Origin of the sequence: Nocardia puris (genome assembly GCF_036051655.1) — a bacterium.
In the GTDB taxonomy this organism is placed as follows: domain Bacteria; phylum Actinomycetota; class Actinomycetes; order Mycobacteriales; family Mycobacteriaceae; genus Nocardia; species Nocardia puris.
In genome coordinates this window covers 1,937,811-1,962,395 of the sequence record NZ_CP107943.1, presented here as the reverse complement: position 1 = coordinate 1,962,395, position 24,585 = coordinate 1,937,811, and the positions used below count along the sequence as shown (strand labels likewise).

Below are 24,585 nucleotides of genomic sequence, written 5' to 3'. Positions count from 1 at the left end.
ATGGCGCAGATTCCCGAGAACTCCCCACCCGGCCTGGAACTCCTCTACGAGGGCGCCGCCGCGCATCAGCGCGGTGACGTGGTGGAAGCATTGCGCATCTTCGAGCACGCCGCGCGCACCACCGAAGGCGGGGTGCGGGTGAGCGCGCTGATCAACGCGGCGAGCATGTGCGACGAGTTGGGCGAGCACGCGCGGGCGATCGCCATGTTCCGGGAAGCTCTGGCGCAGATCCCCGAGGACGCCGTGGAGAAGCGCGTATCGACGCTGATCAACTACTCGCAGGCGCTCCAGCACGTCGGCGAGCTGGACGAGGCGCAGGACGCGCTCGAGCGGGGCTACGCCGATCTGGCTACGCACCCGGATCTGGTGGCGCTGCGCATTCCGTGCCTGCTCTCGCTCACCGCCGTCGCGTTCCATCGCGCGCAGTGGTTGCGCGTGATCGACCTCGCCACCGAATCCCTGGATCTGGCCGACCGTTTCGCGCCGGAACTGCGCGCGCATCCGCTGATGAACCTGGCGGGCGCGTATTTCGAGACCGGACGGCGCGAGCTCGGTCTCGACTTCGCCACCCAGGCGCTGGCGGCGTTCGAAGCGGCGGGCGACGTGAACGGCGTCGCGGAGACCAAGCAGAACCTCGCGGTGCTGTACACGCGGGTCAACAGGTTCGACGAGGCGGAGGCGCCGCTGCGGGCCAGCCAGGAGTACTTCGAGCAGGCCGGGCTCGGCTACCGGGCGGGTGTGGGGCTCAAGACGCTGGGGTTTCTCGCCGAGGGCCGCGGCGATCTCGACGGCGCGGGCGAACTGTACCGGCGCAGTCTCGACTACTTCACCGAATCGGGGGCCGCGCTGGACGTGGCCGCCGTCCAGACACGCTTGGCCACACTAGAATTCGCCCACGGCCGCCTCGCCGAGGGCCGAGAACTGCTCGACACGGCGTTCCGGGCCTACGCCCAGCGCGGGCTCGGATTGCATTGCGCCCAGGTCGATTTCTGGCACGCGACTCTGCTGGAGATGGTGGTCGACCACATCGAGGGCACACCGCCCGCCGAACTCCTCACCCTCGGCCGCGACGTCGCCGTGACGGCCGCGATCGCCATCGACGCCGTGCGATACACGCTGCCGGGCGGCGGGCAGCGCGACCAGTGGAACCGCGAGATCGCCGACCCCGCCACGCGTCTGGCCTTCCGGTTCGCCTACCTGTGCGGCGACGCCCAGCTGATCGTGGACCTGGTCGAAACCCACTGCGCCGGAACCACACTCGACATGGACCGCGCCGCACGCCCCGCTCCACCGCGCCTACCCCTCGAACCCCTCACACCCACGGAGTCGCACGCCGACACCGGCCCGGCCCTGCGCTTGGGCTCCGCGCTCGCCCACGTCGCCGCCGAAGCCGGCCTCCCCGTCACCCCACCCCCGCGCCTGGCCGTTGCCCCGGACGGCCACATCGCTCTGGCGGATTACATCACCGCCGCCGAACAACGCTACGGCCGCACCGTGCGAGAGGACCGGGTGCTGCCGGTATGAGCAACGAAAGGTGTTGCGGGCGTGCCTGACACAACCGACACCCAGCCCACCGCCATAGTGCGGATGGCCGACGCCGGCGACCTCTACATGTCCTGGCGATGGGAAGGCGACCCGGACGCGCGCGGGACCGCCATGCTGCCCGGCGCGCAGGTGGACGAGGCGGTGGCCGCGCTGGCGGCGGCACTACCCGATCCGCGCGGCGCGGACGGCCTGCGGGATTGCCTCACCACAGGCGCGTTCATGAACCGGGACGCGGAATACCACCTCGCCCAACAGCTTTCCCGTGCCCTGCTCCCCCAGGCACTCGCCGTCCAACTGCACGCGCTGCACACGCGAGGCGTGCGCCCACACCTGCGGATCCAACCGTCACCGAGGGTGGCGCAGGTGCCGTGGGAACTCCTCGCACCCGACCCGACTCTAAGGCTCCTCGACATCGCCGACGTGAGCATGCTCGCCCCGGCGGGCGTCGTGCACGCACCGGGACGGGTCGCGCGCACATGGCACACCGACCGCGAGCTGCCGGTCGTCGCCGTGCTCGACCCCCGGGTGCCCGGTTTCCGCGCGGACTCGGCGCTCGGTTCGGTGCTGGGCCGCATGGACGCCACATCACCGCTGGCCGCTCGTGTGGCCGAACACAGTGCGCGCCAACGACTCCGGCCCGAGGTGGTCGATCCGGTCGAGGCGTTCCGCCGCACCGACCTGGACCGCGACTGGCTCTCGAAGACGTTGCGCGCCGGCGCCTCCCGGCTGATCTACGTCGGCCACGTCACGGCGGCCGCGCCGGAATCGGGGCGCAGCGAGAACGCGGAACTGCACCTCGCCTGCACCGCCGGCGCGCTCGGATTCGCCGAACCGCAGCGCACCCACCGCCCGCTCTCCGCGAAGGACCTCCTGCTCGGCACCCACACGCTGAGCGAGGAGCCCGTCGCGGGCCCCGAGCTCTGGCCGATCCCCAGCCGGGTCGCGCTCATCGCCTGCGAAAGCGGCGGCGACCTGCGGTTCACCGAGGCGCTGGGCCTGATCGCCGCCATGGTGAACGGCGGTGCCGAACTCGTCACCGCCACCCGCTGGCCGCTGCCGACCGACCTGGCGTTCCAGCGCCTGGCCGCCGTCGACGCGACACCGCTGCAAGACGTGGTCCGCGCCGTCGACACCGCCCACGACCACCCCGACCCCCTGACCACCCTCGCCGAATGGCAACGCGCCCGCCTCACCGCGTGGCGCGAATCCGCCGCCCCGGCCGACTCACCCCTGCTCTGGACCGCCTTCGCGACCTTCCACACCTAGCCACGAAGACCCGGGCGGACGCGAGAAACGCCCGCCCGGGGTCCGGCGCTCGCCGGGTCAGTGCTCGTCGTAGTGACCGTCGTGCGGGGCGTGGCGGTGGCCGTCGTGGATGTAGTCGACGTGGTCGCCGTGTGGGACCGCGACGTGCCCACAGCCCTCGCCGTGCACGTGGTCGTGGGCCGTGTGTTCGGTGTGACCCGCGGATTCGCACTCGTCGAAGTGGCCGTCGTGGGCGCGGTGCAGATGACCGTCGTGGACGTAGTCCACGTGATCGCCGTGCGGCACCGCCACGTGGCCGCACCCGGGTCCGTGCTCGTGCGCGTGACCGGTGTGCTCGAGGTGTGCTGTGGTCATCAGAATGCCTTCTTCCAAGCCGATGGACAGGAGATCTGTGATCGGTAACACATTAGCGTATATGCATCAGTATAGATTGCTGACGATGCGCTGACAGCCCCCGATCACCCCGTCAGAGCACTTGGGAGAGGAATTTCCGCAGCCGCTCGGTCCGCGCGTCGGTGAACAGGGCGTCGGGCTCGCCGGTCTCCACCACCTGGCCCGCGTCCATGAACACCACGTTGTCCGACACGCTGCGCGCGAACCCCATCTCGTGGGTCACCACCACCATCGACATCCCGCCCGAGGCCAGCTCGGCCATCAGCGCCAGCACGCCCTTGACCAGCTCGGGATCCAGCGCCGAGGTGGCCTCGTCGAAGAACATGATCTGCGGCCGCATGGCCAGCGCGCGGGCGATCGCCACCCGCTGCTGTTGCCCGCCCGACAGGTTCGCCGGCCGCGAATCGGCCTTCTCGGCGAGGCCCACGATCTCGAGCTGCTCGAGCGCCAGCGCCCTGGCCTGCTCCTTGGACAGTCCGCGCAGCTTGCGCGGGCCGAGCGCGATGTTCTCGGCCACCGTCATGTGCGGGAACAGGTTGAACTGCTGGAACACCATGCCGATGCGCTGGCGCAACCGGTCGGGGTCCTCGCGCAGCACCGATTCGCCGTCGAGCAGGATGTCGCCCTCGTCGGGCTCGTACAGCCGGTTGAGCACCCGCAGCAGGGTCGACTTGCCCGAGCCGGACGGTCCGATGACCGTGGTGGTGGTGCCCGCTTCGACGTGGATGTCGATCCCGCGCAGCACGTGGTTGCGGCCCAGGGTCAGGTGCAGGCCGGTCCCGGTGAGAGAGGCACTCATTGATCAGCGTCCTTCGGTGATGGTGGCCTGCTCGAGCTCGTCGAGGGGGCGGTCCGGGCGTCCCGTGCGCATCCGGCGGTCGATGTAGTTCACCAGGTGGGTCAGCGGCACGGTCAGCACCAGGTACATCAGGCCCGCCGCGACCAGCGGCGACAGGTTGCCGGTCTGGGCGTTGAGATCCCTTCCCACCGCGAACAACTCGCGCTGGCTGGCCAGCAGGCCGAGGAAGTAGATCAGCGAGGAGTCCTTGATGAGCGCGATGAACTGGTTCATCAGCGCGGGCAGCACGCGCCGCACGCCCTGCGGGATCACCACCAGCGTCATGGCCTGGCGGTAGCCGAGGCCGATGGCGCGGGCGGCCTCGAGCTGGCCCGGTTCCACGGATTGGATTCCGGAACGGAAGATTTCGCCGATGTAGGCCGAGGCGAGCAACGCCAGCGCGACCGCGCCGAGCCAGTACGGATTGCTGCCGGTGATGTCGCGGACCACCGGCCCGATGCCGAGACCGATGATCAGAATGATCACCACGGCGGGCAATCCGCGGAAGATGTCGGTGTAAACCCTTGCGGGCCACCGCAACCAGCGCGTGCGCGAGATGCCCGCGACGGCCAGCAGCATGCCGAGCAACGTGCCGAGCACACCCGAAACCACCGCCAGGATCAGGGTATTCGGCAGACCGGTCTTGATCAGATCGGGAAAGGCCTTGCGGTACAGCTCCCAATCGAAGAAGGTCTCGCCCAGCTGCTGCAACGTCGACTTGGGCGCGGACTGTTCGGTGGCGCCGGTGTCACCGCGCTCGGCGGCCAGCGCCGCGAAGTCGGGCAGGTCCGGCACCGGCGCGGCCTTGGAACCCGGCTTCCAGCCCGGCGGCAGTTCGCGCAGCACCCAGTCGCTGTAGAGGCGGGCGTAGGTGCCGTCGGCGATCACGGCGTCCAATCCGCTGTTGAGCGCGTCGATGAGCGGCTGATTGCCCTTGTTCACCGCCCAGGCCGCGAAATTGTCCAGGCTGAAGGAGTTCGCCACGATCGCGGTGCCGTCACCGGGTTTGACCGCGCCGTCCGCCTGCGCCGACGGCGCGACCCAGGCATCCACCTGACCGGTGCGCAGATTCGCGTAGGCGGTGTTGTAGTCGGGGAACTTCACCGGGTCCAGGCCCAGGGTGTTCACCACGTACTCGTCCTGCACGGTGCCCTGCACCACCGCGATCCGCGAGCCGGGCCCCAGGTCGTCGAAGCCCTTGACGGGGCTGGTGTCGGACACGACCAGCGCGAAATACCCGAAGTCGTAGCCGTTGGTGAAGCCGACGAGTTCGCGGCGCGCATCGGTGGTGGTGATGTTGGACGAGCCCACATCGAACCGCCCGCCCGCCACCTGGGCCAGCAGCCCGGCGAACTCGGTGCCGGAGAACTCCACCCGCAGACCGAGTTTCGCGGCGACCGCGCGCAGCAGTTCGTTGTCGAAGCCGGTGAACGAGCCCGCCGAGTTCACGCAGATGCTGGGCGGCGCGTCGGAGAGGGTGCCGACGCTGAGCACGCCCGGGGTGAGCAGCCCGAGCCGGTTCACGTCGATGCTTTCCAGCGGCGCGACCGTCGCGGTGGTGTAGCGATCGGGACCGGCCGCCGCGGGAATGGCGAGGTTCTCCGGCGCGGCGGAGGCGGCGTTCACCCCCGGTGGCGCGCACAGATCACGGCTCTCGCCCGTGGAGCCGCACCCCGTCGCGGCGAATCCCACGGTGAGCAGGATCAGGGCGAGCAGGGCGCGGTAGCGCGCGACGAGCAGACCGGACATGACGGATCACAGTAACGGGTATCGCGCAAATACACAGCAACACCAGGGGAAACGCGATTTGGGTCACGCGCGAGCGCCTCGGCGCGCTGTGCGAGAATCGCCGCGCGGTTTGCCCGGGGGAAGCAGACAATTCCGACATCCCGTTCGCCGCACGGGTTCCACCGATCGAAACGCTCGACGTTCCACCGCTGCTCGCCACGGCGCGCACGCCTCGCAGAACAGCCAAGCCACCTTCGAAAGGACGTACGTGAACCACCCGGAGTCGCAGCCGCCCGCACCGGCCGACGAGATCCTCGAACTGACCGACGACAGCTTCTACCGTGACCCGCACGCCGTCTACCGCGTGCTGCGCGCCCGCGGGCCGATCCACCGCGTGCGCCTGGACGGCGTGCTGGGCTGGCTGGTGGTCGACGGCGACGTCGCCAAGCAGGCCTTCGTCGAGCCGACCATCAGCAAGCGGGTCAGCTCGCCGGAAGGGCAGGCGGCGCTGGCGCGCAACGGCGCGGCCGGACTGTTCGGCGGCGCGGTCAACGACAACATGCTCTTCGCCGATCCGCCGCAGCACACGCGGCTGCGCGGACTGGTGTCGAAGGCGTTCGCGGGGCGCGCCGTGCGCGGGCTCGGTCCGCGCGTCACCGCCCTCGCCGACGACCTGCTGGACGACATGCTCGCGCGCGACCGCGCCGACCTCATCGACAGCTACGCCTTCCCGCTGCCGATCGCGGTCATCTGCGAACTCCTCGGCGTGCCGGACGACGACAAGGACGACTTCCGCTCCTGGACCGCCGTCGTGGTGGACGAGACCGCGGGCGTGGAAGCGCGCACCAGCGCGGGCATCAGCTTCTTCACCTACCTCACCGAGCTGATCGCGGCGCGCACCGACCACCCCGGCGAGGACCTGCTCTCCGACCTCATCGCGGCCAGCCAGGACGGCGACCGGCTCGATCAGCAGGAACTCATCGCGATGCTGTTCCTGCTGCTGGCAGCCGGGCACGAGACGACGGTCAACCTGATCGGCAACGCGGTGCTGGAGTTGCTGCGCGATCCGGCGACGGCGGCTCGGTTGCGCGCGGCACCGGAGCGGATCCCCGCGTTCGTGGAGGAGATCCTGCGCTGCCAGGGCCCGGTGCACTTGGCCACCGCGCGCTTCACCACCGCGCCGATCACGTTGGGCGGCAAGGATATCGACGCCGGGGAGTTCATCATGATCTCGCTGGCGGCAGCCAACCGCGACCCCCGGCGCCATACCGACCCCGACCGCGTCGACCTCGACCGCACCGACAACCGCCACCTCGCGTTCGGCCACGGCATCCACTACTGCGTCGGGGCCGCGCTGGCGCGCATGGAGGCGACCGTGGCCATCACGCGGCTGCTGGAGCGGGTGCCCGCGATGGCGCTGGACGGGGAGTTCGACGAATTGTCCTGGCGCAGGAGCCTGCTCATCCGCGGGCTGAGCGAACTGCCGGTGCGGTTCGCCACCGCGGACGAATACGTGCTCGCGCCCGTGTGATCCGTTGGTGGTGTGGACGATTCGCCCGATCGTCCACACCACGCTCACGCCAGGCCCGCGACCTGTTCCGGGTTCACCTCGTCGCGCCAGCGGATCGCGCGGATCAGTTCCCCGAGGTCGTAGTCGGGCCCGCTCACGCCGACCGTGAACAGTGAGACACCCGCCGCCCGGTAGGCGGGCGCCTTCTCCACACCCGGCCAGGCCAGCGACCGTTCGATGCGCGATTCGTCGGTGCCGACGGCGGCGGCGTGCTCGGCGAGGACCGCGTTCTTGTGGGCCAGCGTCTCCAGATCGGAGAAGCTGTGCCAGATGTCGGCGTACTCGGCGACCAGGCGCAGCGTCTTGCGTTCACCGCCGCCGCCGATCAGGATCGGGATGTCGCGCGTGGGCAGCGGATTCAGCTTGCGCAGTCGGGTGGTGAGTCGAACCATGTTGTCGCGCAACAAGTTCAGGCGCGACCCTGCGGTACCGAACTCGTAACCGTATTCGTCGTAGTCCTTCTGGAACCAGCCGCCGCCGATACCCAGGACCAGCCTGCCGCCGCTGATGTGGTCGACGGTGCGCGCCATATCGGCCAGCAGATCGGGGTTGCGGTAGCCGCCGCCGGTGACCAGCGCGCCGATCTCCACCCGCTCGGTCTGCTCGGCGAACGCGCCCAGCATGGTCCAGCACTCGAAATGCGCGCCGTCGGGATCACCGCTGAGCGGATAGAAGTGATCCCAGTTGAACACGATGTCCACGCCCGCGTCCTCGGCGCGCAGCACCGCGTCGCGGATCAACCCGTACTCCGGCGCGTGCTGGGGTTGCAGCTGGACGCCGATCCGAACCGGTCGAGTGCTCACAGTCCCTCCTCCTCGCTCGCCCCCGCGCACGAGGCTACCGGCGGGCGCGTTCCCTGCCCACCGCATCGCGGTTCACCAGCGGTTCCAGTGCAGGACCTGGGTCCGGTCGACGCGGGCGGCCGGGCGGAATTCGGTGCCGAGGGTGTAGGCGAGAGGGTGCCAGCGCTGCCGGTTGCGGCCGGTGGGCGCCTGGGTGGCGAGGTCGACGCACTCCTCGATGAGGTGCCGGGGTACCGGCCGGGTGAGGTCGAGGCGTTTGCGCACCGCGCGGGTGGTGGACAGGACTTCGTCGGCGGTCAGGTTCAGCGATATCGGGGCCCGCTTCCTCGGGGCGGGCGCAGCGCCCGTCTCCATCTGTTCACAAATCATCTTCGGCGCCGCCGAGGCGGCGGCCACGGAACCAGGTCTCGGCGTCGGACAACACCTGGTGCTGCGCATGCTCGCGGCGGTGGGCCCGTGCTCCCAGCGCACGCTCAGCGAGGAACTGCGGATCGACCGCAGCGTCATGGTCGGCATCGCCGACGACCTCGAAAGCCACGGCTACGTTCGCCGCGAACGCGATCCCGGCGACCGCCGCGCCTACGCCGTCACCCTCACCGCGGCGGGCAAACGCGCACTCACCGCCGCCGAGCGCACCGTCCCCGCCTTCCTCGACCGCACCTTCGCCGCCCTCACCCCCCGCGAACGCGACCAGCTCACGACTCTTCTCGGAAAACTCTTGGCCGCGAGCTGAATCCGGCCGCACTCAGCGGGGATGCAGCCTCAGGCGGAAACCGTCGGGCTTCAGGGTGATCTGTTCCCGGACCTTCAGGCGGTAGCGCGGGTCCGGTTCGAAGGTGAAGGTGCGCAGGATGTGCGCCAGGGCGAGCAGGATCTCGTGGTAGGCGAACTGGCGGCCGATGCAGGCGCGCTCCCCGGTGCCGAAGGGCTTGTAGATGTGCGGGCCGAGGCGGCGGAGGTTCTCCGGGAGGAAGCGGTCCGGGTCGAATTCGTCGTGGTCGGACCCCCAGACGGGGTCGCGGTGCGCCTGCAAGGTCAGGACGAACACCCAGTCACCCTCGGCGAACGAATACTTCCCGTCGCCGATCGTGACGTCGTGCCGCGCTTCCCGGAAGTACCCGGGGGCGATCGGCCACAGACGCAACGTCTCGTCCACCACGCGACGCAGGTACCGGAGCTTGCCCACGTCGGCGTACTCGAGCTCGCCACCGGACCCGCGTTCGTCGACTTCGTCGCGCGCCCGCGCGGCGATCCCGGGATTCGCCGCCAGGAAGTGGAGCGCGAATGCCAGTGCGCCCGCCGACGTTTCGTGACCGGCGACCAGGAAAGTGAGGATCTGGTGGCGGATATTGATCTCGTCCAGTCGCTCGCCCGTCACCGGATCGGCGCTGTTGAGCATCAATCCGAGCAGGTCGGCGGTGCCGTCGGGATCCTCGCGGCGGCGCCGGGCGATGACCTCGTCGACGAGGCCGTGCGCGAACGCGATATCGCGCCGGTGCTGGGCGGCGCGTGCCCGCGGCAGATTGTGCAGGGCGGGAGGCAGATTGGCATTGCGGTTGATATGGCGCAGCCCGCGGCCCATCGCGGCGACGAAAGGATGCTCGTCGCCGCGCGTGAACGAGTCGAAGGAGTAGCTGAATCCGGCCCGGCCGATCACCTCCAGCGTGAATCTGTTGGCGGAATCGGCGATGTCGATCCACTCGCCCGCCCGGGCGGTCCAGTGCTCGAGCAGGTCCGACACGGCACCCGCCATGGTCCGGTGGTAGCCGCGCATCGCCTCCTGCGTGAAGGCGCTCGCCAGAATGTGGTGTGCCCTGGACCAATTGGGCTCGTGGTTGTAGGCGGTGAACAGGCCGTCGCGCACGATCGGGCGCATCAGCTTGAACAGCACACCGACGTTCTTGGTCCAGTGCCGCTCGTCGTTGATCTCCGCGATCAGATCCGGCCCGCTCACCACGACGATCGGATAGCCCGCGATGCGGCGCTCGAAGATCGGCCCGTAGCGCCTGGCATCGGCCATCGACGCCTGGGTGGGCCGGACCGGGTTCACCGTCAGCACATCACCCAGCCACGGCAGCCGCCAGCGCGGGTGCGGCAGCGGCGTCGCGCGATGTTCCGATACGCGTGTCAATGGATTCGCTCCTCATACATCCGGTCGCCCACGCGCCGGACAGCGTCGGGCCAGAAGGCGGCGATCGCCGCGAGCTGCGTCGAATCTCCTGGCAGAGAATACGTTTCGACGTCGGCGGACTGGTTCGACACGCGGCCCTCCCGCTCGGCACGCAGCGCCCGCGCGATGCGCAGCGCGGCGCCCTCCGGTGGGGCGGCGATCGGCTCGGCCGGCGGTTCCGCACCACGGCGCAACCGCATCAGCGCATCGTGAATCTCGACCGTCATGCGGTGCCAGCGCACCCGGTCGTCCAACGCCGCCCACTCCGCCGGGGTGTAGAGCACGACCTCAGGAAAAGCGTCGGTCAGATCCCGCCACATCGGACGCAGCAACCGGATCTCGCGACCCATGCCCGCCCACCCCAAGCGCGAAAGGGTCTCGGTGACAAGGGGAATCGACGTGACGACGGCCGCGCAGAGGGTGGCGGCGAAGAAGGTGGCCGCCTTGCGCACCATCTGCGGGTCCGGCGAATCGGTACCGGTGAGCACGTGGACGGCGGCGACCGACGGTCCCGCGATCGCATCGATCAACAGCCCGCCCGCGGCGGCGAGAATGACGGCGTACACCAGCCGCTCACGCGCCTTCGATTCGGCGGCCCGGAATTCGCGAACGCCCAATCGCAGGATGCGCAGCGCACACACCGCCAGGGGCACCCCGAAAGCGCCCCAGAACAGGATCGACGGAACACCGAGCGCCTGATCGATGAGCAATCCCTCGGATCGGGCCGGTGTACCGGCGATCAGGACCACGGCGAGCACACCCGCCGCCGCGGCGTCGTAGCGCCGTTGGCGCGGCCGCGCCGAGGCCGGGTCCGCACCACCCCAGAGGGCGGCGATGCCGTAGACACCGGAGAGCGTGAAAAGGATGCAGCCGAGCGAGAATTGATGCAGCCAGCTCGCGATGCCGGGCGCCACGCCGCGTTCGTGGAGCAGCAGCCCGGCCAGTGCCCACGTGAGCGACCGGTTGATGAGGTGGTCGACCGCGCTGTCGCGCACCATGATCCACCGCGCGGCGGCGATCAGCGCGACCACCGCGATCACCGGAATCGCGAAAGCGGCGGGCACCGGCGAGATCATCGCTGTCGTCCGCGAAAGAACGTGGCGCGCAAGGTACTCGGTGCCGCGGCCGGGGACTGCGCGCGCACCATCGCCAGATCGGCGAACATCTCCGCCTCCCGCTCGCGCGCGTTGGCGTAGGCGTCGCGGCCGAGCACGCGGTGAATCGCCTCGGCCGACACCGAGGGGAGCAGTTCGCGCAGCAACCCGTGGTCGGTGTCGGTGCCGGCGGGGGCACGGTCGTGTCCGAGCAGCATGTGCCCGACCTCGTGCAGCACGATGTGCTCAGCGTGCCGATCGGAGGTGCGGTCGTCGTAGGCGATCAGGTCGTCGTCGCGGCGGACGATCCACAGGCCACCGCCACCGCCACATCCGGCGGTCGCCACGCCGGACATGCTGACGGGGTGGAGGGTGATCGGACGCGCTCGGTACTCCGCGACCGCCGAGACGTAGGCGCCCAGATCCCACGGGACCGGGATCGGCACCGCGCGAAGGAGATCGTCGAACCTCTCCTCGATGTTCCGCACCCCGACCCCCGGTGATATGCCGATGAAGCGGGCGCATTTCGCGACCCGACGATCGGGAAGACCCCGCCGACAACGACAGTACCGGGCGTCGCGACGGCGGGCGAGGGATGGAGGGGGTGGCGAGGGCCGGGGTGGCGGCTACGATCGCGGGGTCGCCGGGGGACCGGCGGCGCAACCCCTCTACTCGGATCGTCCGGCACGTTCCTGCCGGTGAAGGGAAGATTTCTCGTGGCTACGGTGACGTTCGACGGTGCTACGCGCCGGTATCCCGGGGCGAACAAGCCCGCGGTGGATCAGTTGGATCTGGAGATCGCCGACGGTGAGTTCCTGGTGTTGGTGGGGCCGTCGGGGTGCGGGAAGTCCACGTCGCTGCGGATGCTGGCGGGATTGGAGGAGGTGAACGGCGGGCGCATCCTGATCGGGGCGAACGACGTGACGCACGCCGAACCCAAGGATCGCGATATCGCGATGGTGTTCCAGAACTACGCGCTGTATCCGCACATGACCGTCGCCGAGAACATGGGCTTCGCGCTGAAGCTGGCCAAGGTGGCCAAGGCGGAGAAGGAACAGCGGGTGCTGGAGGCCGCGCGGCTGCTGGACCTCGAGCCGTATCTGGACCGCAAGCCCAAGGCGCTGTCGGGCGGTCAGCGCCAGCGCGTGGCGATGGGGCGGGCGATCGTGCGCCAGCCGCAGGTGTTCCTGATGGACGAACCGCTGTCGAACCTGGACGCCAAGCTGCGCGTGCAGACCCGCACCCAGATCGCGCAGTTGCAGCGGCGGCTCGGCACGACCACGGTGTACGTCACCCACGACCAGGTCGAGGCGATGACGATGGGCGACCGCGTGGCGGTCCTCAAGGACGGGCTGTTGCAGCAATGCGCCGCGCCGCGCGACCTGTACCGCGATCCGGCCAACGCGTTCGTCGCCGGGTTCATGGGCTCGCCCGCGATGAATATGTTCACGCTGCCGGTGGAGAACGGCGCGGTGTCGCTGGGCGGGTTCGCGCTCGCGGTGCCGCGCAGCGTGACCGACGCCGCCGAGGGCAGCGTGGTCGTCGGCATCCGCCCCGAGCACTTCGAGATCGGCGGGCACGGCGTCGAAATGGAGGTGGACGTGGTGGAGGAGCTGGGGTCGGACGCCTACGTCTACGGACGCACCATCGCGAGCAACGGGCGCAACGGTGGCGGGGAAACGATTGTGGCGCGGGCGGATTGGCGCAACCCGCCGGCCAAGGGGGCGCGGCTGCTGCTGTCGACGGTCGCGGAGTGCACGTACTTCTTCTCGACCGTCGACGGACGTCGGCTGACGTGAGCACGCCGCCGGGCCGGGACCGCGATCGGCGCCCGGCTCGGCAGCGCTGGATTTCGGCTCAGTTCTCGCACGAGGGCGATTTGTTCTCGCCGATGCACCGGGGCAGCGCACCTTGAAATCGTCGACGCGCTCGCACCCGGAACCGATCCCGTTGAAGATGTTCGCGACCCGGCTCACGACGACCACCGCATTGCCTTCGGCGCGGAACTCGATGTCGTCGGACAGGTCACTACCGGTCATACGCAACTGCGATCCGTTCATGACGACGCCCGCGGTGGCGGCCGCATGCGCGGGCGCCGCCGTCCCGATGACGGCCGCGGCGGCCGCCGCGCTGACGAATGCCGATACCACAGCGCGTGTTCTCTTCATGGGTCCTCCCGAGGGTCCGGCGAGCCGTTGCTCGTCGTTCACAGGAGGTCACACGAACCGGAAACGGCTGGTTCACGCGAGAGAAACCACAGGCGTCCGGTGAAACGATCCCGGGCGCGCGTGATGCGCGTCAGCCGCGGCGGGCGCGGCGGAACTCTTCGTTGAGGCGCACGCCCAGCTGATCCAATGCGATCTCGCGGCCGGACGCGCTGCGCACTTCCACGCGGACCGGGTCGCCGGTGGCCGCCTCCACCAGCAGCAGGGGCGACGGGCCCGGCTGTAAGTACTTGTCGCCCCACTGCATCAGGGCCAGCACCGCGGGCAGCAGATCGCGTCCCTTCTCGGTGAGCCGGTACTCGTTGCGGGTGCGCTGCCCCGCCTCGCGGTACGGGTGCTTCTCCAGCAGGCCCGCGTCGGTCAGTTTGCGCAGGACGGCGGCGGCAGCGGCGTCGGTGATGCCGATGCGCGCGGCGAAACCGTCGAAGCGGCGGGTGCCGTAGTAGGCCTCGCGCAGCGCCAGGACCGCCGACCGGCTGCCGACGATGTCCATCGCCTTGGCGATCGAGCACTCGTCGGCCCGCCACGCACTCAGATCGGCCAGGGGCCCTTCCATCACGGCTGCCATGACGGACATCATATCCCGTTCTGGATTGAGTGAACTATAGCCAGACGTTACTCTGGCTATAAGCAAATAGAGCCAGGGGTCACCCGGGCCGGAGGAAGGAATCGCCATGAGAGACGCGGTGATCGTGGAAGCGGTACGCACGCCGATCGGCCGGGGCAAGCCGAACGGGGCGCTGCACGACGTCCACGCCGTCGATCTGCTCGCGCACAGCCTGCGGGCGGTGGTGGAGCGCAGCGGTATCGACCCGGCGCTGATCGACGATGTGATCGGCGGCGTCGTCACCCAGGTCGGCGAGCAGGGCGCGAACGTCACGCGCCGGGCGGCGCTGGCCGCCGGCTATCCGGAATCGGTGCCCGCCACCACGGTGGACCGGCAGTGCGGCAGCAGCCAGCAGGCCATCCACTTCGCCGCGCAGGGCGTGATCGCCGGCGCGTACGACGTGGTGGTGGCCGCGGGCGTCGAGTCCATGGGACGAATTCCCATGGGGTCCAACCTGATCGGCTCCGAGGATCTGTCGGGCGTCGCGTTCGCCGAGCGCTACCCGGACGGCCTGGTGCCGCAAGGCATCAGCGCGGAGCTGATCGCGGCCGAGTGGGGGCTCACCCGCACCCAGCTCGACGAGTTCGCGCTGGGCAGCCACGACAAGGCCGCGCTGGCCACGAAGAACGGGCTGTTCGCGCCCGAACTGGCCCCGATCAACGGGCTCGAGACCGACGAGGGCATCCGCGTCGGCAGCACGCTAGAGACGCTGGCCGAGCTGCGGCCCGCCTACTACGACCCGGCGATGGCCGAGCGATTCCCCCAGATCGGCTGGGAGATCACCGCCGCCTCGGCCAGCCAGGTGAGCGACGGCAGCGCGGCGGTGCTGATCATGACCGGCGAGCGCGCGGCCCAGCTCAGCCTGCGCCCGCTGGCGCGCCTGCACAGCTTCGCCGTGGCCGGCGACGATCCGCTGATGATGCTCACGGCGGTGATCCCGGCGACGCGAAAGGTGTTGCAGCGGGCCGGGCTTCAGCTGTCGGATATCGACCTGATCGAGATCAACGAGGCGTTCTCCCCCGTGGTGCTGGCGTGGGCGCAGGACACCGGGGCCGACCTGTCGAAGGTGAATGTCAACGGCGGGGCGATCGCCCTCGGCCACCCGCTCGGCGCGTCCGGGGCGCGGTTGATGACCACGCTGGTGCACGCCCTCCGGGAGCGCGGCGGGCGGTACGGGCTGCAAACCATGTGCGAAGCAGGCGGACTCGCGAACGCGACCATCGTGGAACGGTTGTGAGCGCGTTCTGATCTGTTGAGCATCGAATAGTCAGGGTGTACAGGGGAGTTCGCCGATCGCTGCGGTCGGCGGACTCCCTTCGCACGATTCGCGGCTCGATCGGGCGAGCATGCGGCCGGCGGACCCCCACCTCCCCACCCAGCCGCTCAGGAGAACAACACCGCGACCAGCAGCCCGGCGATCCACGCCTCGACGATCAACGGGATCGCGATGAGCGGCGTCCACCCGATCGGACGCCGGGCACGGACACGCCCCACGACGCGGTACGCCGCCCAGGCGAGCGCGGCGAGGATGCCCGCCCACGCGAGCACGTAGGCGGCGGACGTGGACCGCTCGCCGCGGCCGGCGACGTCGTAGAGGGGAACCGTGTTCGCCGCGAACCAGGCGAGAGCGAGCGCGAGGGCGGTGCCCACCGCGGCGCGCGCCAGGTCGGCCGGACGGTCGCGGAGCGGTGGGCGCACGGGTTCCATGATGCGGGGGCCCCGCACCGGCAGGGGCCGGTATTCAAGTAGTCGGCATTCCGGCCCGCCGGGCGATAGCGGCCAGCGGCTGCGGTCGCCAGGTGCAGGATGTCGATCCGAGGCGTCCGGAGCGGTCGGAACAGTGTGTCGCGCGCCCGCGGCGGCCGGTAGCCGGTGGAGCCGATCGCGACCGAGCCGCCGGTAGGCGTCGTAGGGTGGCTGGGTGAGCAGCGCTGAGCCCGTTGTGTACGCGATTCCGATGCGCACCCGGTTTCGCGGGATCACCGTGCGGGAGGGGGTGGTGATTCCCGGCGCGGTGGGGTGGGGGGAGTTCTGTCCGTTCCCGGAGTACGACGACCGCGAGGCGGCCGCCTGGTTGGCGACGGCGCTGGAGCAGGCGGGCGAGGGGTGGCCGGAGCCGGTGCGCGAGCGGGTGCCGGTGAACTGCATCGTGCCCGCCGTCGGGCCGGAGCGGGCGCACCGGATCGTCGCCGAATCCGGTTGCCGCACCGCGAAAGTGAAGGTGGCCGATCATCCCGGCTCGCTCGCCGAGGACATCGAGCGGGTGGCGGCGGTCCGGGACGCGCTGGGGCCGGGCGGGACCGTGCGCATCGATGCGAACGCGGTGTGGGATGTGGACACGGCCGTCGCTCGTATTCTCGAGATCGACCGCGCGGCAGGCGGTTTGGAGTACGTCGAACAACCCTGCCGCACCATCGAGGAACTGGCGGCGGTGCGGCGGAAGGTGGACGTGCGGATCGCCGCCGACGAGTCCATCCGCCGCGCCGAGGACCCGCTGCGGGTCGCGGTCGCCGGCGCCGCCGACGTGGCGGTGCTCAAGTGCACCCCGCTGGGCGGCGTGCAACGCGCGCTGGAGGTCGCCGAGGCCGCCGGGCTGCCCTGCGTGGTGTCCTCGGCGCTGGAGACCGGTGTCGGCCTGGGCGCGCAACTGGCCCTCGCGGGCGCGCTGCCCACCCTCGATTTCGCCTGCGGCCTGGACACCCTCTCCCTCTTCGAGGGCGACCTAGTCACCGACTCCCCGCGCCCGATCGACGGCTACCTCCCCGTGCCGCACGCCCCCGCCACCCCGGACCCCACCCTCCTCGACCGCTACCGCCACCCCGACCCCGACCGCGTGGCCTGGTGGAACGCCCGCTACGAACGAGTCCGCGCACTGCTCAACCGCTGACGCGGCCGCAGCCTGCCCCGTGTCGGCACGCCGACGACCTTCACGCGAAGCGCACGCCGCAGCCGTGCATCGTCGCGCGCAACAGCAACGCCGCCTCCGGGCCGATCACACCGTCCACCAATTCCACGTAACGAGTGCAGAATTCGGGTCCGTGGGGTGCCGTGGCGCCCGGGGCCGGGTCGAGGTGGTGCGCCAGTTCGTGCAGGACGACGAGTTCGCGCAGCGCCCACGCGGTGCCGCCGGCGTGCGGCGGCACCGCGAGGACCGCCGCGTCCGCTTCGTAGTGGGCGGCGGTCGCTCCGGCACGCGACCGCACCCGAACCGGCACGACGGCTCGATCCCATTGGGCGCGAACCCAATTGAGCGCTAGTACCTTCTCAGCATAGGACTGCACCGCGTCCACCGAGGCGAAACGGCGCTCGATCGGCAGCGTCAGATGCGACCCGTACATGTCGAGGGCGCGATCGCCGTGCTCGTCGGCCAGGTCGAAGGCGTTGCGCACCAACTGTTCCGCGTCGTAGACCTTGGCGCGCTGCACGTCACGCGCGGCCACGCCCACACCTCACGTCGCCACCACCACGGTCGACCGCGATCCGCTCGGAGCACAGGCGCCTACTCGCCCGCGCCTCGTATCACGCAGCAGCCGTGCGCACTCCGTCACCAGTCGCGGCACCCCACCTCGGCACTCCCTCCGCCACCGGGCCGAGGACACACCCTTCACGCCGAGCCCCGCGACGGCAATTCCCCACGCACGCCACCCAATTCGGTCGACGGACGCAGCCGCGCCGCCTGTCCCGCGCGATCCCCTGCCCGGCGTGCGGCAGCGGAATGCCCGGTCGAGGTCTGCGGACCGCGCCAGGTGCCGCGCGCCTCGGAGGTCGCAGTGTAGAAGTCGACGAGTTCGATCTCCTTGTCGCGCAACGCGAGTGCCGTCCCGGCCGCGGCCGACTCCACCGCCTCGGCCTCCACCTCGGACTTCACCTTTGCCAGCCGCCTGCCCACCCGCGCGGCGAACGCCATCTGGAAGTTGAGCCGGGCCGTCACGGGCGCGGCGGGGGCGCGCACCCGCGTGCGGACCGTGCGCCCGAAGCGACGCTCGGTCACGATCTTCTCGACCGTCGCCGTGCGGTACTGCCCCGATTTGATGTAGTGATCCGACGCGCGCACCATCTGCACCAGCAGGCTCGCGTACAGCGCCTCGCAGGTGTCGATATCGGTGTCGAAGCCGTAGGCGTACACCTGGGTGGAGGTGCGGGCAACGTCGCAGCGCACATCGTTGGCGTGCGCGATCGCGACGAACAACTGCACGTAGGTGCGCAGCCCCTTCTTCCCCGGCTCGCCGATCGGGATGATCCGCTGCACCGGCGTGGCCCGGCGCTCACGCACCGCGACGTGCGCCCGCGCCACCGCGAGGTCGATGGAGGACTTGGTCGCCAACCGCTGCGCGGCCGCGAGGAACGCCTCGGCCTCGTGCTCGTTGTCGGTGGCCTCCGCCTTGCGCAGCAGGCCGCCGATGCGGGTGAGCATCCGGTCGGGAACCGCGTCGGGCGAAGTCATCGGCAGCCAGCGTAGTCATCGCGGCGGGGTCCCGCCGCGCCCGGATCTGGACCGCAACTCGGGCGTGGCGGATGAACGCCGTGTATCTTGCGTTGTGCAACCGGCAGGGTGTGCTGCTGCTCACGTCGTAAACATGGAGTGTCCGCGATGGCTTTGAAGAAGGTGTCGTCCCTACGTTCGTCGCTCGTGCCGAAAGCCGCGCTCGCGGCGGTCTCGGCCGCGGTGCTGGCGACGACCTTCGCCACGGCGTGCTCGAGCGACGGCGGCGGCAACCCCACGGGCGAGAACCTCGAGGGCCGCGGCCCCATCACCTACGTCGAGGGCAAGGACACCACCGAGACCGGTGTGGTCAAGCAGCTCATCGAGCGCTGGAACGCCTCGCACCCCGACGAGCAGGTGACGTTCAAGGAACAGTCCAACGACGCCTCCCAGCAGTACGACGACCTGGTCGAGAACCTGCGCGCCAAGCGCTCCGACTACGACGTGATCGCCCTGGACGTGCCCTGGACCGCCGAGTTCGCGGCCAAGGGCTGGATCCAGCCGCTGAAGGACTCCTTCGCCATCGACACCTCGACGCTGCTGTCCCCGCCGGTCGCCAGCGCCACCTACAACAACACCCTCTACGCCGCGCCGCGCAACACCAACGGCGGCCTGCTGTTCTACCGCAAGGACCTGGTGCCCAATCCGCCCACCACGTGGGCCGAGATGCTGGGCCAGTGCCAGATCGCGCGCGACAACAACATCGGCTGCTACGCCGGGCAGTTCGCGCCCTACGAGGGCCTGACGGTGAACACCTCCGAGGTGATCAACGCGTTCGGCGGCACCTTCGTCGGCGCCGACGGCAAGACCCCCACCGTGGACAGCGCCCAGGCCCGCGCCGGCCTCAACACCCTGGTGACCGCCTACAACAACGGTGACATCCCCAAGGAAGCCATCACCTTCAAGGAGCCCGAGTCGGCCAACGCCTTCACCCAGGGCAACCTGCTGTTCCTGCGCGGCTGGCCCTCCACCTTCGGTGACGCGGGCGCCGAGTCGTCGCTGGTGAAGGAGAACTTCGCGGTCGCGCCGCTGCCCGGCGAGAGCGGCGTCGGCGCCTCCACCCTGGGCGGCTACAACGCGGCCATCAGCGCGTTCTCCAAGAACAAGGCCACCGCGCTGGACTTCCTGCGCTTCCTGATCAGCGAGGACGCCCAGCACATCATCGCCTCCGGCGCGCTGCCCTCGGTGCGGGCCTCGATGTACGACGACCCGGCCCTGATCGCGAAGATGCCGTACCTGCCCGCGCTCAAGGAGTCGATCTCCAGCGCGGTGCCGCGCCCGGTGACCCCCTTCTACCCGGCGGTGTCGAAGGCCATCCAGGACAACGCCTATGCTGCCCTGACCGGAACCAAGTCCGTCGACGACGCGATCATCGGCATGCAGAAGGGCATCGAGACCGCGGGCTCGTAGAGGATGCGCAGCGGACCCGGCCAGACCGTAGGAGAGAGATAAACGGTGTCGGACCCAACGCGCGCGGCCACAGGCGTGTCCGGCGAGGAGTTCCTGCCGCGTAAGCGCGGACTCGGCGAGCGCATCGCCGCCGAGCTGCGCCTGTCGGCCAAGGCGTGGATGTTCGTGACGCCGGTGCTGATCGCGCTGGCGGTCGTCATCGGCTACCCGGTGGTGCGGGCCCTGTACATGTCCTTCCAGAAGGACTCCGGGCTCGACCCCGCCACCGGCATGTTCGTCGAGGGCGGCAGCGCCGGGATCAGCAACTACACGCACTGGCTGTTGCAGCAGTGCACGCTGCCCACCGGCGAGACCGTCGCCTGCCCCACCGGCAACCTGGGCTCCCAGTTCTGGATGGCCATCGGTGTCACGCTGTTCTTCACCGTGATCACCGTGACGCTGGAGGCGACCATCGGCCTCGGCATGGCGATGGTGATGGCCAAGAGCTTCCTCGGGCGCGGCCTGCTGCGCGCGGCGGTGCTCATCCCGTGGGCCATCCCGACCGCCGTCACGGCGCGCCTGTGGGAGTTCATGTTCCAGTACGACGGCGTGGTCAACAGGGTGCTCGGCACGAACATCCTGTGGACATCGGACCCGTGGGCCGCCCGGTTCGCCGTGATCGCGGCCGATGTGTGGAAGACGACGCCGTTCATGGCGCTGCTGCTGCTCGCCGGTCTGCAGGTCATCCCCAACGACGTGTACGAGGCCGCGAAGGTGGACGGCGCGTCGGCGTGGCAGCGGTTCACCCAGATCACCCTGCCGCTGCTGAAACCCGCGCTGCTGGTGGCGATCCTGTTCCGCACCATGGACGCGCTGCGCATGTACGACCTGCCCGCGATCATGACGCTGAACAACCCCGACACCCGCACCGTGTCGATCCTGGTGGTCGACCAGGTGCGGCAGGGCCCCAACAGCGCCGCCGCGCTGTCGGTGATCACCTTCCTGCTGATCTTCGCGGTGGCGTTCGTGCTCGTGAAGGTCCTCGGCGCCAACGCGGTGCGCACCCAGGAAGCCCAGCGGGAGGCGCACTGATGAGCACCACGTTCGACAAGACCCGCGCGAACGGCGCCGTGCCGCTGCGCAAGCGCCTCTCCTCGCTGCGCATCTACCTCGGCGTGCTGATCGTGATCCTGTGGGGGCTGGGGCCGTTCTACTGGATGGCGGTGACCGCGTTCCGCGACCCCGTCTACCAGTTCGACAACACGCCGTGGCCGACGCACCTCACGCTGGAGAACTTCCGCGACGTGTTCGACACCAGCCGCGGCAACGACTTCGGGCGGGCGCTGCTCAACAGCGTGATCATCGGCAGCGTCACCACCGTGATCGCCCTGGTGATCGGGATCTTCGCCGCCTACGCGCTGGCCCGGCTGGCCTTCCGCGGCCAGTACGTGGTGGCCGGACTGATCCTGAGCGCGTCGATGTTCCCGGTGGTCGTGCTCGTCACGCCGCTGTTCCAGCTGTTCACCAACCTCGGCTGGATCGGCAAGTACCAGGCGATGATCATCCCGAACATCTCCTTCGTGCTGCCGCTCACCGTGTACATCCTGGCGTCGTTCTTCACCGAATTGCCCTGGGAGCTCGAAGAAGCCGCGCGCATCGACGGCGCGTCCAAGATGCAGGCGTTCCGCCTGATCATGCTGCCGCTGGCCGCGCCCGCCGTCTTCACCACCGCCATCCTGGCGTTCATCGCCTCGGTCAACGAGTACCTGCTGGCCCGCCTGCTCTCCAGCGACCAGACCGAACCCGTCACCGTCGCCATCGCCCGCTTCTCCGGCAACAACCCCCTGGTCCAGCCGTACGCGGCGATCATGGCGGCGGGCACGATCGTCACCATCCCCCTGGTGATCATGGTGCTGCTGTTCCAGCGGCGGATCATCTCGGGTCTGACGGCCGGCGGTGTGAAGAGCTGAGTTGTTGGCGCGCCGGGGCGCGCGTGGTCGGTCGTCGGGCTCCCTCCCCGAGGTGGCTGGGAGAGTGCGGATCGTGCGTCGCATCGCCGTGCTTGGGCCGGTTACTCGTGTGACAGGAGTAAAGTCCGGGGCGGTGGTTGGTCGTTGATCCTCGCTCCGGGAGGAGAGTGTCGTGGGCTCGGTCGGCAAGGGGCGCGGCAAGCGCGACGCCGGGCGCAAGGCGGCACCGACCCACGCGTCGATCGCGGGGTGGAAGGAGCGCGACACCCCCGAATCGCGGGAGCGCAGGGCGCGGGCCGAAGCGCAGGCCCGGGAGCGTGAAGCACCACCCCGCCGGCCGCGCACGCGCGGGGAGCGGGTGCGCCGCCTGATCCTGGCGCTGTTCATCATGTTCGTCGCGGTGCCCGCGCTGCTGTTCGTGCTCGTCTACTGGAGCGCCGACATCCCCGACCCGGCGGCCGTGCGGACGAACCAGATCGCCACCATCCTCGCCGCCGACGACACCACCGAGATCGCGAAAGTGGTTCCCCCCGAAGGCAATCGCACGCCGGTGCCGCTCGCCGACGTACCCAAGCCGGTGCGCGACGCCGTGCTCGCCGCCGAGGACCGCGACTTCTACACCAATCCCGGCTTCTCCACCAGCGGCTTCCTGCGCGCGGCGCGCGACAACCTGCTCGGGCGCGAGGACGCGGGCGGCGGTTCGACCATCACCCAGCAGTACGTGAAGAACGCCTTCCTCGGCTCCGAGCGCACGCTCACCAGAAAGATGCGCGAACTCATCATCGCGGCGAAGATGTCGCGGCAGTGGAGCAAGGACGACATCCTCGCCGCCTACCTCAACACCATCTACTACGGGCGCGGCACCTACGGCATCGCCGCGGCCTCGCGGGCGTACTTCGCCAAACCGCCCGCCGAACTCACCCTCGCCGAGGGCGCGGTACTCGCCGCGGTGATCCGCACGCCCTCGATCCTCGACCCGGAAACCCATCTGCCGGAACTGAAAGCGCGCTGGCAGTACGTGCTCGACGGCATGGTCGAGATGAAGGTGCTGGCGCCCGGCGACCGCGACGCGACCGTGTTCCCCGAGATCGTGCCCGCCACCGAGATCCCCGACACCGACACCGCGCGCGGACCCGAGGGGCTGATCCGCACCCAGGTGCTGCGCGAACTGCGCGAGTCGGGCATCAGCGAACGCGATCTCAACACCGGCGCCCTGCGCATCACCACCACCATCGACCCGCGCGCCCAGCAAGCCGCGCTGGCGGCGGTGCGCGACCGGCTCGGCCCGCAACCGCCGGACCTGCGCGCCGCGGTGGTCTCGATCGACCCGCGCTCGGGGGCGGTGCGCGCCTACTACGGCGGCGAGGACGGCGTCGGCTACGACTTCGCGCAGGCGCCGCTGCAAACCGGTTCGGCCTTCAAGGTTTTCGCGGTGATCGCCGCGCAGCAACAGAGCATCCCGCTGTCCCGGGTGCTCGACAGTTCCCCGGTCACCGACCGCGGCACCACCATCACCAACGTCGACGGCGAGTCCTGCGGGCGGTGCAGTATGGCCGAGGCGCTGAAGCGCTCGCTCAACACCAGCTTCTACCGGCTGACGATGTCGATGTTCGACGGGCCGCAGGCGATCGCCGACGCGGCGCACCAGGCCGGCATTCCCGAGGAGATCCCGGGCGTGGGCAAATCCCTCACCGAGCACGGGGAGCGACCGCTGAACGGCATCGTGCTGGGCCAGTACCTGGTGCGGCCGATCGATATGGCCTCGGCGTACGCGACCATCGCCGCGTCCGGGATGTACCACCAGCCCTACTTCGTGCAGCGCGTGGTGACCGGTGACGGACGGGTCCTGCTGGACCGGGGCAATCCGGAACACCCCGTCGGCAAGCAGATGCCGCCCGGCCAGCAGCGCGTCAAACCGGCGATCGCGGAGAACACCCTCCAGGCGATGCTGCCGATCGCCGCCTACTCCAACGGCAAGGCACTGGCCGGCGGACGGCCGTCGGGGGCCAAGACCGGCACCACGCAGCTCGGCGAGACCCGGCGCAACAAGGACGCGTGGATGATCGGCTTCACGCCCTCGCTGTCGACGGCGGTGTGGATCGGCACCGAGCAGTCGCAGCCGATCCGGACGGCGGGCGGCGCCGATATCTACGGCTCCGGGCTGCCCGCCGACATCTGGAAGCAGATGATGGACGACGCCCTCGACGGCACACCGGTCGAGCAGTTCCCGGTGGAACCGGCGAGCGCGCCCGCGAATCCGCAACCGCAGGGCGGGAATCCGTACGACATCCTCAACCCGCCCCGCGCGCCGGAGCCGCAAGCCCCGCAGACCCCGGCGCCCGAGAGCCCTCAACAGCCGGAGCCCGAGCCGCCGCAGGGGCCGGCGATCATCATTCCGCCCGCCCCGACCCAGCAGCTCCCGGCCGACATCTTCCCGGGGCTGGGCGGACCCGCGCCGTGAATCTCGATTCGATCTTGTGACCTTCTGGACGGCGCGGGGGAAC

At 70.0% G+C, this 24,585-nt stretch carries 22 protein-coding genes and 1 pseudogene; 11 read left to right on the top strand and 12 right to left on the bottom strand.

Annotated features, from left to right (window positions below):
• The gene (locus OHB21_RS08650; RefSeq protein ID WP_067503192.1) at positions 1-1,524 is read left to right on the top strand and encodes a tetratricopeptide repeat protein; all 1,524 of its coding nucleotides are present in this window, start codon (positions 1-3) and stop codon (positions 1,522-1,524) included.
• Positions 1,525-1,545: 21 nt separating this feature from the next.
• Positions 1,546-2,811: a CHAT domain-containing protein gene (locus tag OHB21_RS08645; RefSeq protein ID WP_407675170.1), complete on the top strand. Its 1,266-nt coding sequence runs from the start codon at positions 1,546-1,548 to the stop codon at positions 2,809-2,811.
• A 57-nt stretch (positions 2,812-2,868) separates the two neighbouring features.
• On the opposite strand, the gene OHB21_RS08640 is transcribed toward OHB21_RS08645, so the two are convergent.
• The 3 genes from OHB21_RS08640 to OHB21_RS08630 all read right to left on the bottom strand — a co-directional run bounded on the left by OHB21_RS08640 (position 2,869) and on the right by OHB21_RS08630 (position 5,791).
• Positions 2,869-3,165, bottom strand: a complete 297-nt coding sequence (locus tag OHB21_RS08640; protein WP_084537317.1) for a hypothetical protein — start codon at positions 3,163-3,165, stop codon at positions 2,869-2,871.
• 112 nt (positions 3,166-3,277) lie between these two features.
• Positions 3,278-4,003: an amino acid ABC transporter ATP-binding protein gene (locus OHB21_RS08635; protein ID WP_067503182.1), complete on the bottom strand. Its 726-nt coding sequence runs from the start codon at positions 4,001-4,003 to the stop codon at positions 3,278-3,280.
• Between the two features lie 3 nt (positions 4,004-4,006).
• Positions 4,007-5,791: an ABC transporter substrate-binding protein/permease gene (locus OHB21_RS08630; RefSeq protein WP_195125056.1), complete on the bottom strand. Its 1,785-nt coding sequence runs from the start codon at positions 5,789-5,791 to the stop codon at positions 4,007-4,009.
• A gap of 247 nt (positions 5,792-6,038) precedes the next feature.
• On the opposite strand from OHB21_RS08630, the gene OHB21_RS08625 reads away from it, so the two are divergent.
• Positions 6,039-7,301: a cytochrome P450 family protein gene (locus OHB21_RS08625; protein WP_067503175.1), complete on the top strand. Its 1,263-nt coding sequence runs from the start codon at positions 6,039-6,041 to the stop codon at positions 7,299-7,301.
• A gap of 44 nt (positions 7,302-7,345) precedes the next feature.
• Here the strand turns inward: OHB21_RS08625 and OHB21_RS08620 are convergent, their stop codons facing one another.
• Complete coding sequence (locus tag OHB21_RS08620; RefSeq protein ID WP_324192157.1) at positions 7,346-8,143, bottom strand: LLM class F420-dependent oxidoreductase; 798 nt, start codon at positions 8,141-8,143, stop codon at positions 7,346-7,348.
• A gap of 156 nt (positions 8,144-8,299) precedes the next feature.
• A pseudogene (locus OHB21_RS08615) lies at positions 8,300-8,497 on the bottom strand (hypothetical protein); the annotation flags it as partial.
• Between OHB21_RS08615 and OHB21_RS08610 the strand changes: the two are divergent.
• Entirely contained in the window at positions 8,415-8,876 is a 462-nt protein-coding gene (locus tag OHB21_RS08610; protein ID WP_324195159.1) for a MarR family winged helix-turn-helix transcriptional regulator, read from the top strand. The pseudogene OHB21_RS08615 and the gene OHB21_RS08610 overlap by 83 nt on opposite strands.
• Positions 8,877-8,888: 12 nt before the next feature.
• On the opposite strand, the gene OHB21_RS08605 is transcribed toward OHB21_RS08610, so the two are convergent.
• Genes OHB21_RS08605 through OHB21_RS08595 form a run of 3 tightly spaced genes read right to left on the bottom strand, consistent with a single transcriptional unit; the run spans position 8,889 to position 11,853 of the window.
• Positions 8,889-10,274: a cytochrome P450 gene (locus tag OHB21_RS08605; RefSeq protein WP_195125054.1), complete on the bottom strand. Its 1,386-nt coding sequence runs from the start codon at positions 10,272-10,274 to the stop codon at positions 8,889-8,891.
• A complete protein-coding gene (locus OHB21_RS08600) occupies positions 10,271-11,377 on the bottom strand; it encodes an MAB_1171c family putative transporter (protein ID WP_195125053.1) in 1,107 nt (368 codons plus the stop codon). The genes OHB21_RS08605 and OHB21_RS08600 overlap by 4 nt, the downstream gene beginning before the upstream one ends.
• A gap of 8 nt (positions 11,378-11,385) precedes the next feature.
• The gene (locus OHB21_RS08595) at positions 11,386-11,853 is read right to left on the bottom strand and encodes a hypothetical protein (protein WP_195125052.1); all 468 of its coding nucleotides are present in this window, start codon (positions 11,851-11,853) and stop codon (positions 11,386-11,388) included.
• A 270-nt stretch (positions 11,854-12,123) separates the two neighbouring features.
• Between OHB21_RS08595 and OHB21_RS08590 the strand changes: the two genes are divergently transcribed.
• Positions 12,124-13,206: an ABC transporter ATP-binding protein gene (locus OHB21_RS08590; RefSeq protein ID WP_067503155.1), complete on the top strand. Its 1,083-nt coding sequence runs from the start codon at positions 12,124-12,126 to the stop codon at positions 13,204-13,206.
• A gap of 499 nt (positions 13,207-13,705) precedes the next feature.
• Here OHB21_RS08590 and OHB21_RS08585 read toward each other — a convergent pair whose 3' ends face one another.
• Entirely contained in the window at positions 13,706-14,212 is a 507-nt protein-coding gene (locus OHB21_RS08585; RefSeq protein ID WP_195125051.1) for a winged helix-turn-helix transcriptional regulator, read from the bottom strand.
• 94 nt (positions 14,213-14,306) lie between these two features.
• Between OHB21_RS08585 and OHB21_RS08580 the strand changes: the two genes are divergently transcribed.
• Positions 14,307-15,476 (top strand): thiolase family protein, encoded by a 1,170-nt coding sequence (locus OHB21_RS08580; RefSeq protein WP_195125050.1) that lies wholly within the window; start codon positions 14,307-14,309, stop codon positions 15,474-15,476.
• 146 nt (positions 15,477-15,622) lie between these two features.
• Here the strand turns inward: OHB21_RS08580 and OHB21_RS08575 are convergent, their stop codons facing one another.
• Complete coding sequence (locus OHB21_RS08575) at positions 15,623-15,937, bottom strand: hypothetical protein (protein WP_147265828.1); 315 nt, start codon at positions 15,935-15,937, stop codon at positions 15,623-15,625.
• 223 nt (positions 15,938-16,160) lie between these two features.
• Here OHB21_RS08575 and OHB21_RS08570 point away from each other — a divergent pair, with 223 nt between their 5' ends.
• Positions 16,161-17,126 (top strand): o-succinylbenzoate synthase, encoded by a 966-nt coding sequence (locus OHB21_RS08570; protein WP_195125049.1) that lies wholly within the window; start codon positions 16,161-16,163, stop codon positions 17,124-17,126.
• Positions 17,127-17,166: 40 nt separating this feature from the next.
• On the opposite strand, the gene OHB21_RS08565 is transcribed toward OHB21_RS08570, so the two are convergent.
• Positions 17,167-17,679 (bottom strand): TIGR04338 family metallohydrolase, encoded by a 513-nt coding sequence (locus OHB21_RS08565; protein WP_195125048.1) that lies wholly within the window; start codon positions 17,677-17,679, stop codon positions 17,167-17,169.
• 164 nt (positions 17,680-17,843) lie between these two features.
• Positions 17,844-18,683, bottom strand: coding sequence for a DUF2786 domain-containing protein (locus OHB21_RS08560; RefSeq protein ID WP_067503145.1), 840 nt, complete (start codon positions 18,681-18,683; stop codon positions 17,844-17,846).
• A gap of 147 nt (positions 18,684-18,830) precedes the next feature.
• On the opposite strand from OHB21_RS08560, the gene OHB21_RS08555 reads away from it, so the two are divergent.
• From OHB21_RS08555 to OHB21_RS08540, 4 genes are all read left to right on the top strand, one after another.
• Positions 18,831-20,132: an ABC transporter substrate-binding protein gene (locus OHB21_RS08555; protein ID WP_067503406.1), complete on the top strand. Its 1,302-nt coding sequence runs from the start codon at positions 18,831-18,833 to the stop codon at positions 20,130-20,132.
• Positions 20,133-20,177: 45 nt separating this feature from the next.
• Complete coding sequence (locus tag OHB21_RS08550; RefSeq protein ID WP_407675169.1) at positions 20,178-21,203, top strand: carbohydrate ABC transporter permease; 1,026 nt, start codon at positions 20,178-20,180, stop codon at positions 21,201-21,203.
• A complete protein-coding gene (locus tag OHB21_RS08545) occupies positions 21,203-22,081 on the top strand; it encodes a carbohydrate ABC transporter permease (RefSeq protein ID WP_067503142.1) in 879 nt (292 codons plus the stop codon). Before OHB21_RS08550 ends, OHB21_RS08545 begins: the two co-directional genes overlap by 1 nt.
• Positions 22,082-22,253: 172 nt before the next feature.
• Positions 22,254-24,542, top strand: a complete 2,289-nt coding sequence (locus OHB21_RS08540) for a transglycosylase domain-containing protein (protein WP_324192159.1) — start codon at positions 22,254-22,256, stop codon at positions 24,540-24,542.
• The last annotated feature ends 43 nt before the right edge of the window (positions 24,543-24,585 follow it).

What these genes read in the sequence shown, in the direction of transcription:
- OHB21_RS08650 (WP_067503192.1), top strand. Translation starts at nt 1, where the DNA reads ATGGCGCAGATTCCCGAGAACTCCCCACCCGGCCTGGAACTCCTCTAC.
- OHB21_RS08640 (WP_084537317.1), bottom strand. Translation starts at nt 3,165, where the DNA reads ATGACCACAGCACACCTCGAGCACACCGGTCACGCGCACGAGCACGGA.
- OHB21_RS08635 (WP_067503182.1), bottom strand. Translation starts at nt 4,003, where the DNA reads ATGAGTGCCTCTCTCACCGGGACCGGCCTGCACCTGACCCTGGGCCGC.
- OHB21_RS08630 (WP_195125056.1), bottom strand. Translation starts at nt 5,791, where the DNA reads ATGTCCGGTCTGCTCGTCGCGCGCTACCGCGCCCTGCTCGCCCTGATC.
- OHB21_RS08585 (WP_195125051.1), bottom strand. Translation starts at nt 14,212, where the DNA reads ATGATGTCCGTCATGGCAGCCGTGATGGAAGGGCCCCTGGCCGATCTG.
- OHB21_RS08580 (WP_195125050.1), top strand. Translation starts at nt 14,307, where the DNA reads ATGAGAGACGCGGTGATCGTGGAAGCGGTACGCACGCCGATCGGCCGG.
- OHB21_RS08560 (WP_067503145.1), bottom strand. Translation starts at nt 18,683, where the DNA reads ATGACTTCGCCCGACGCGGTTCCCGACCGGATGCTCACCCGCATCGGC.
- OHB21_RS08555 (WP_067503406.1), top strand. Translation starts at nt 18,831, where the DNA reads ATGGCTTTGAAGAAGGTGTCGTCCCTACGTTCGTCGCTCGTGCCGAAA.
- OHB21_RS08545 (WP_067503142.1), top strand. Translation starts at nt 21,203, where the DNA reads ATGAGCACCACGTTCGACAAGACCCGCGCGAACGGCGCCGTGCCGCTG.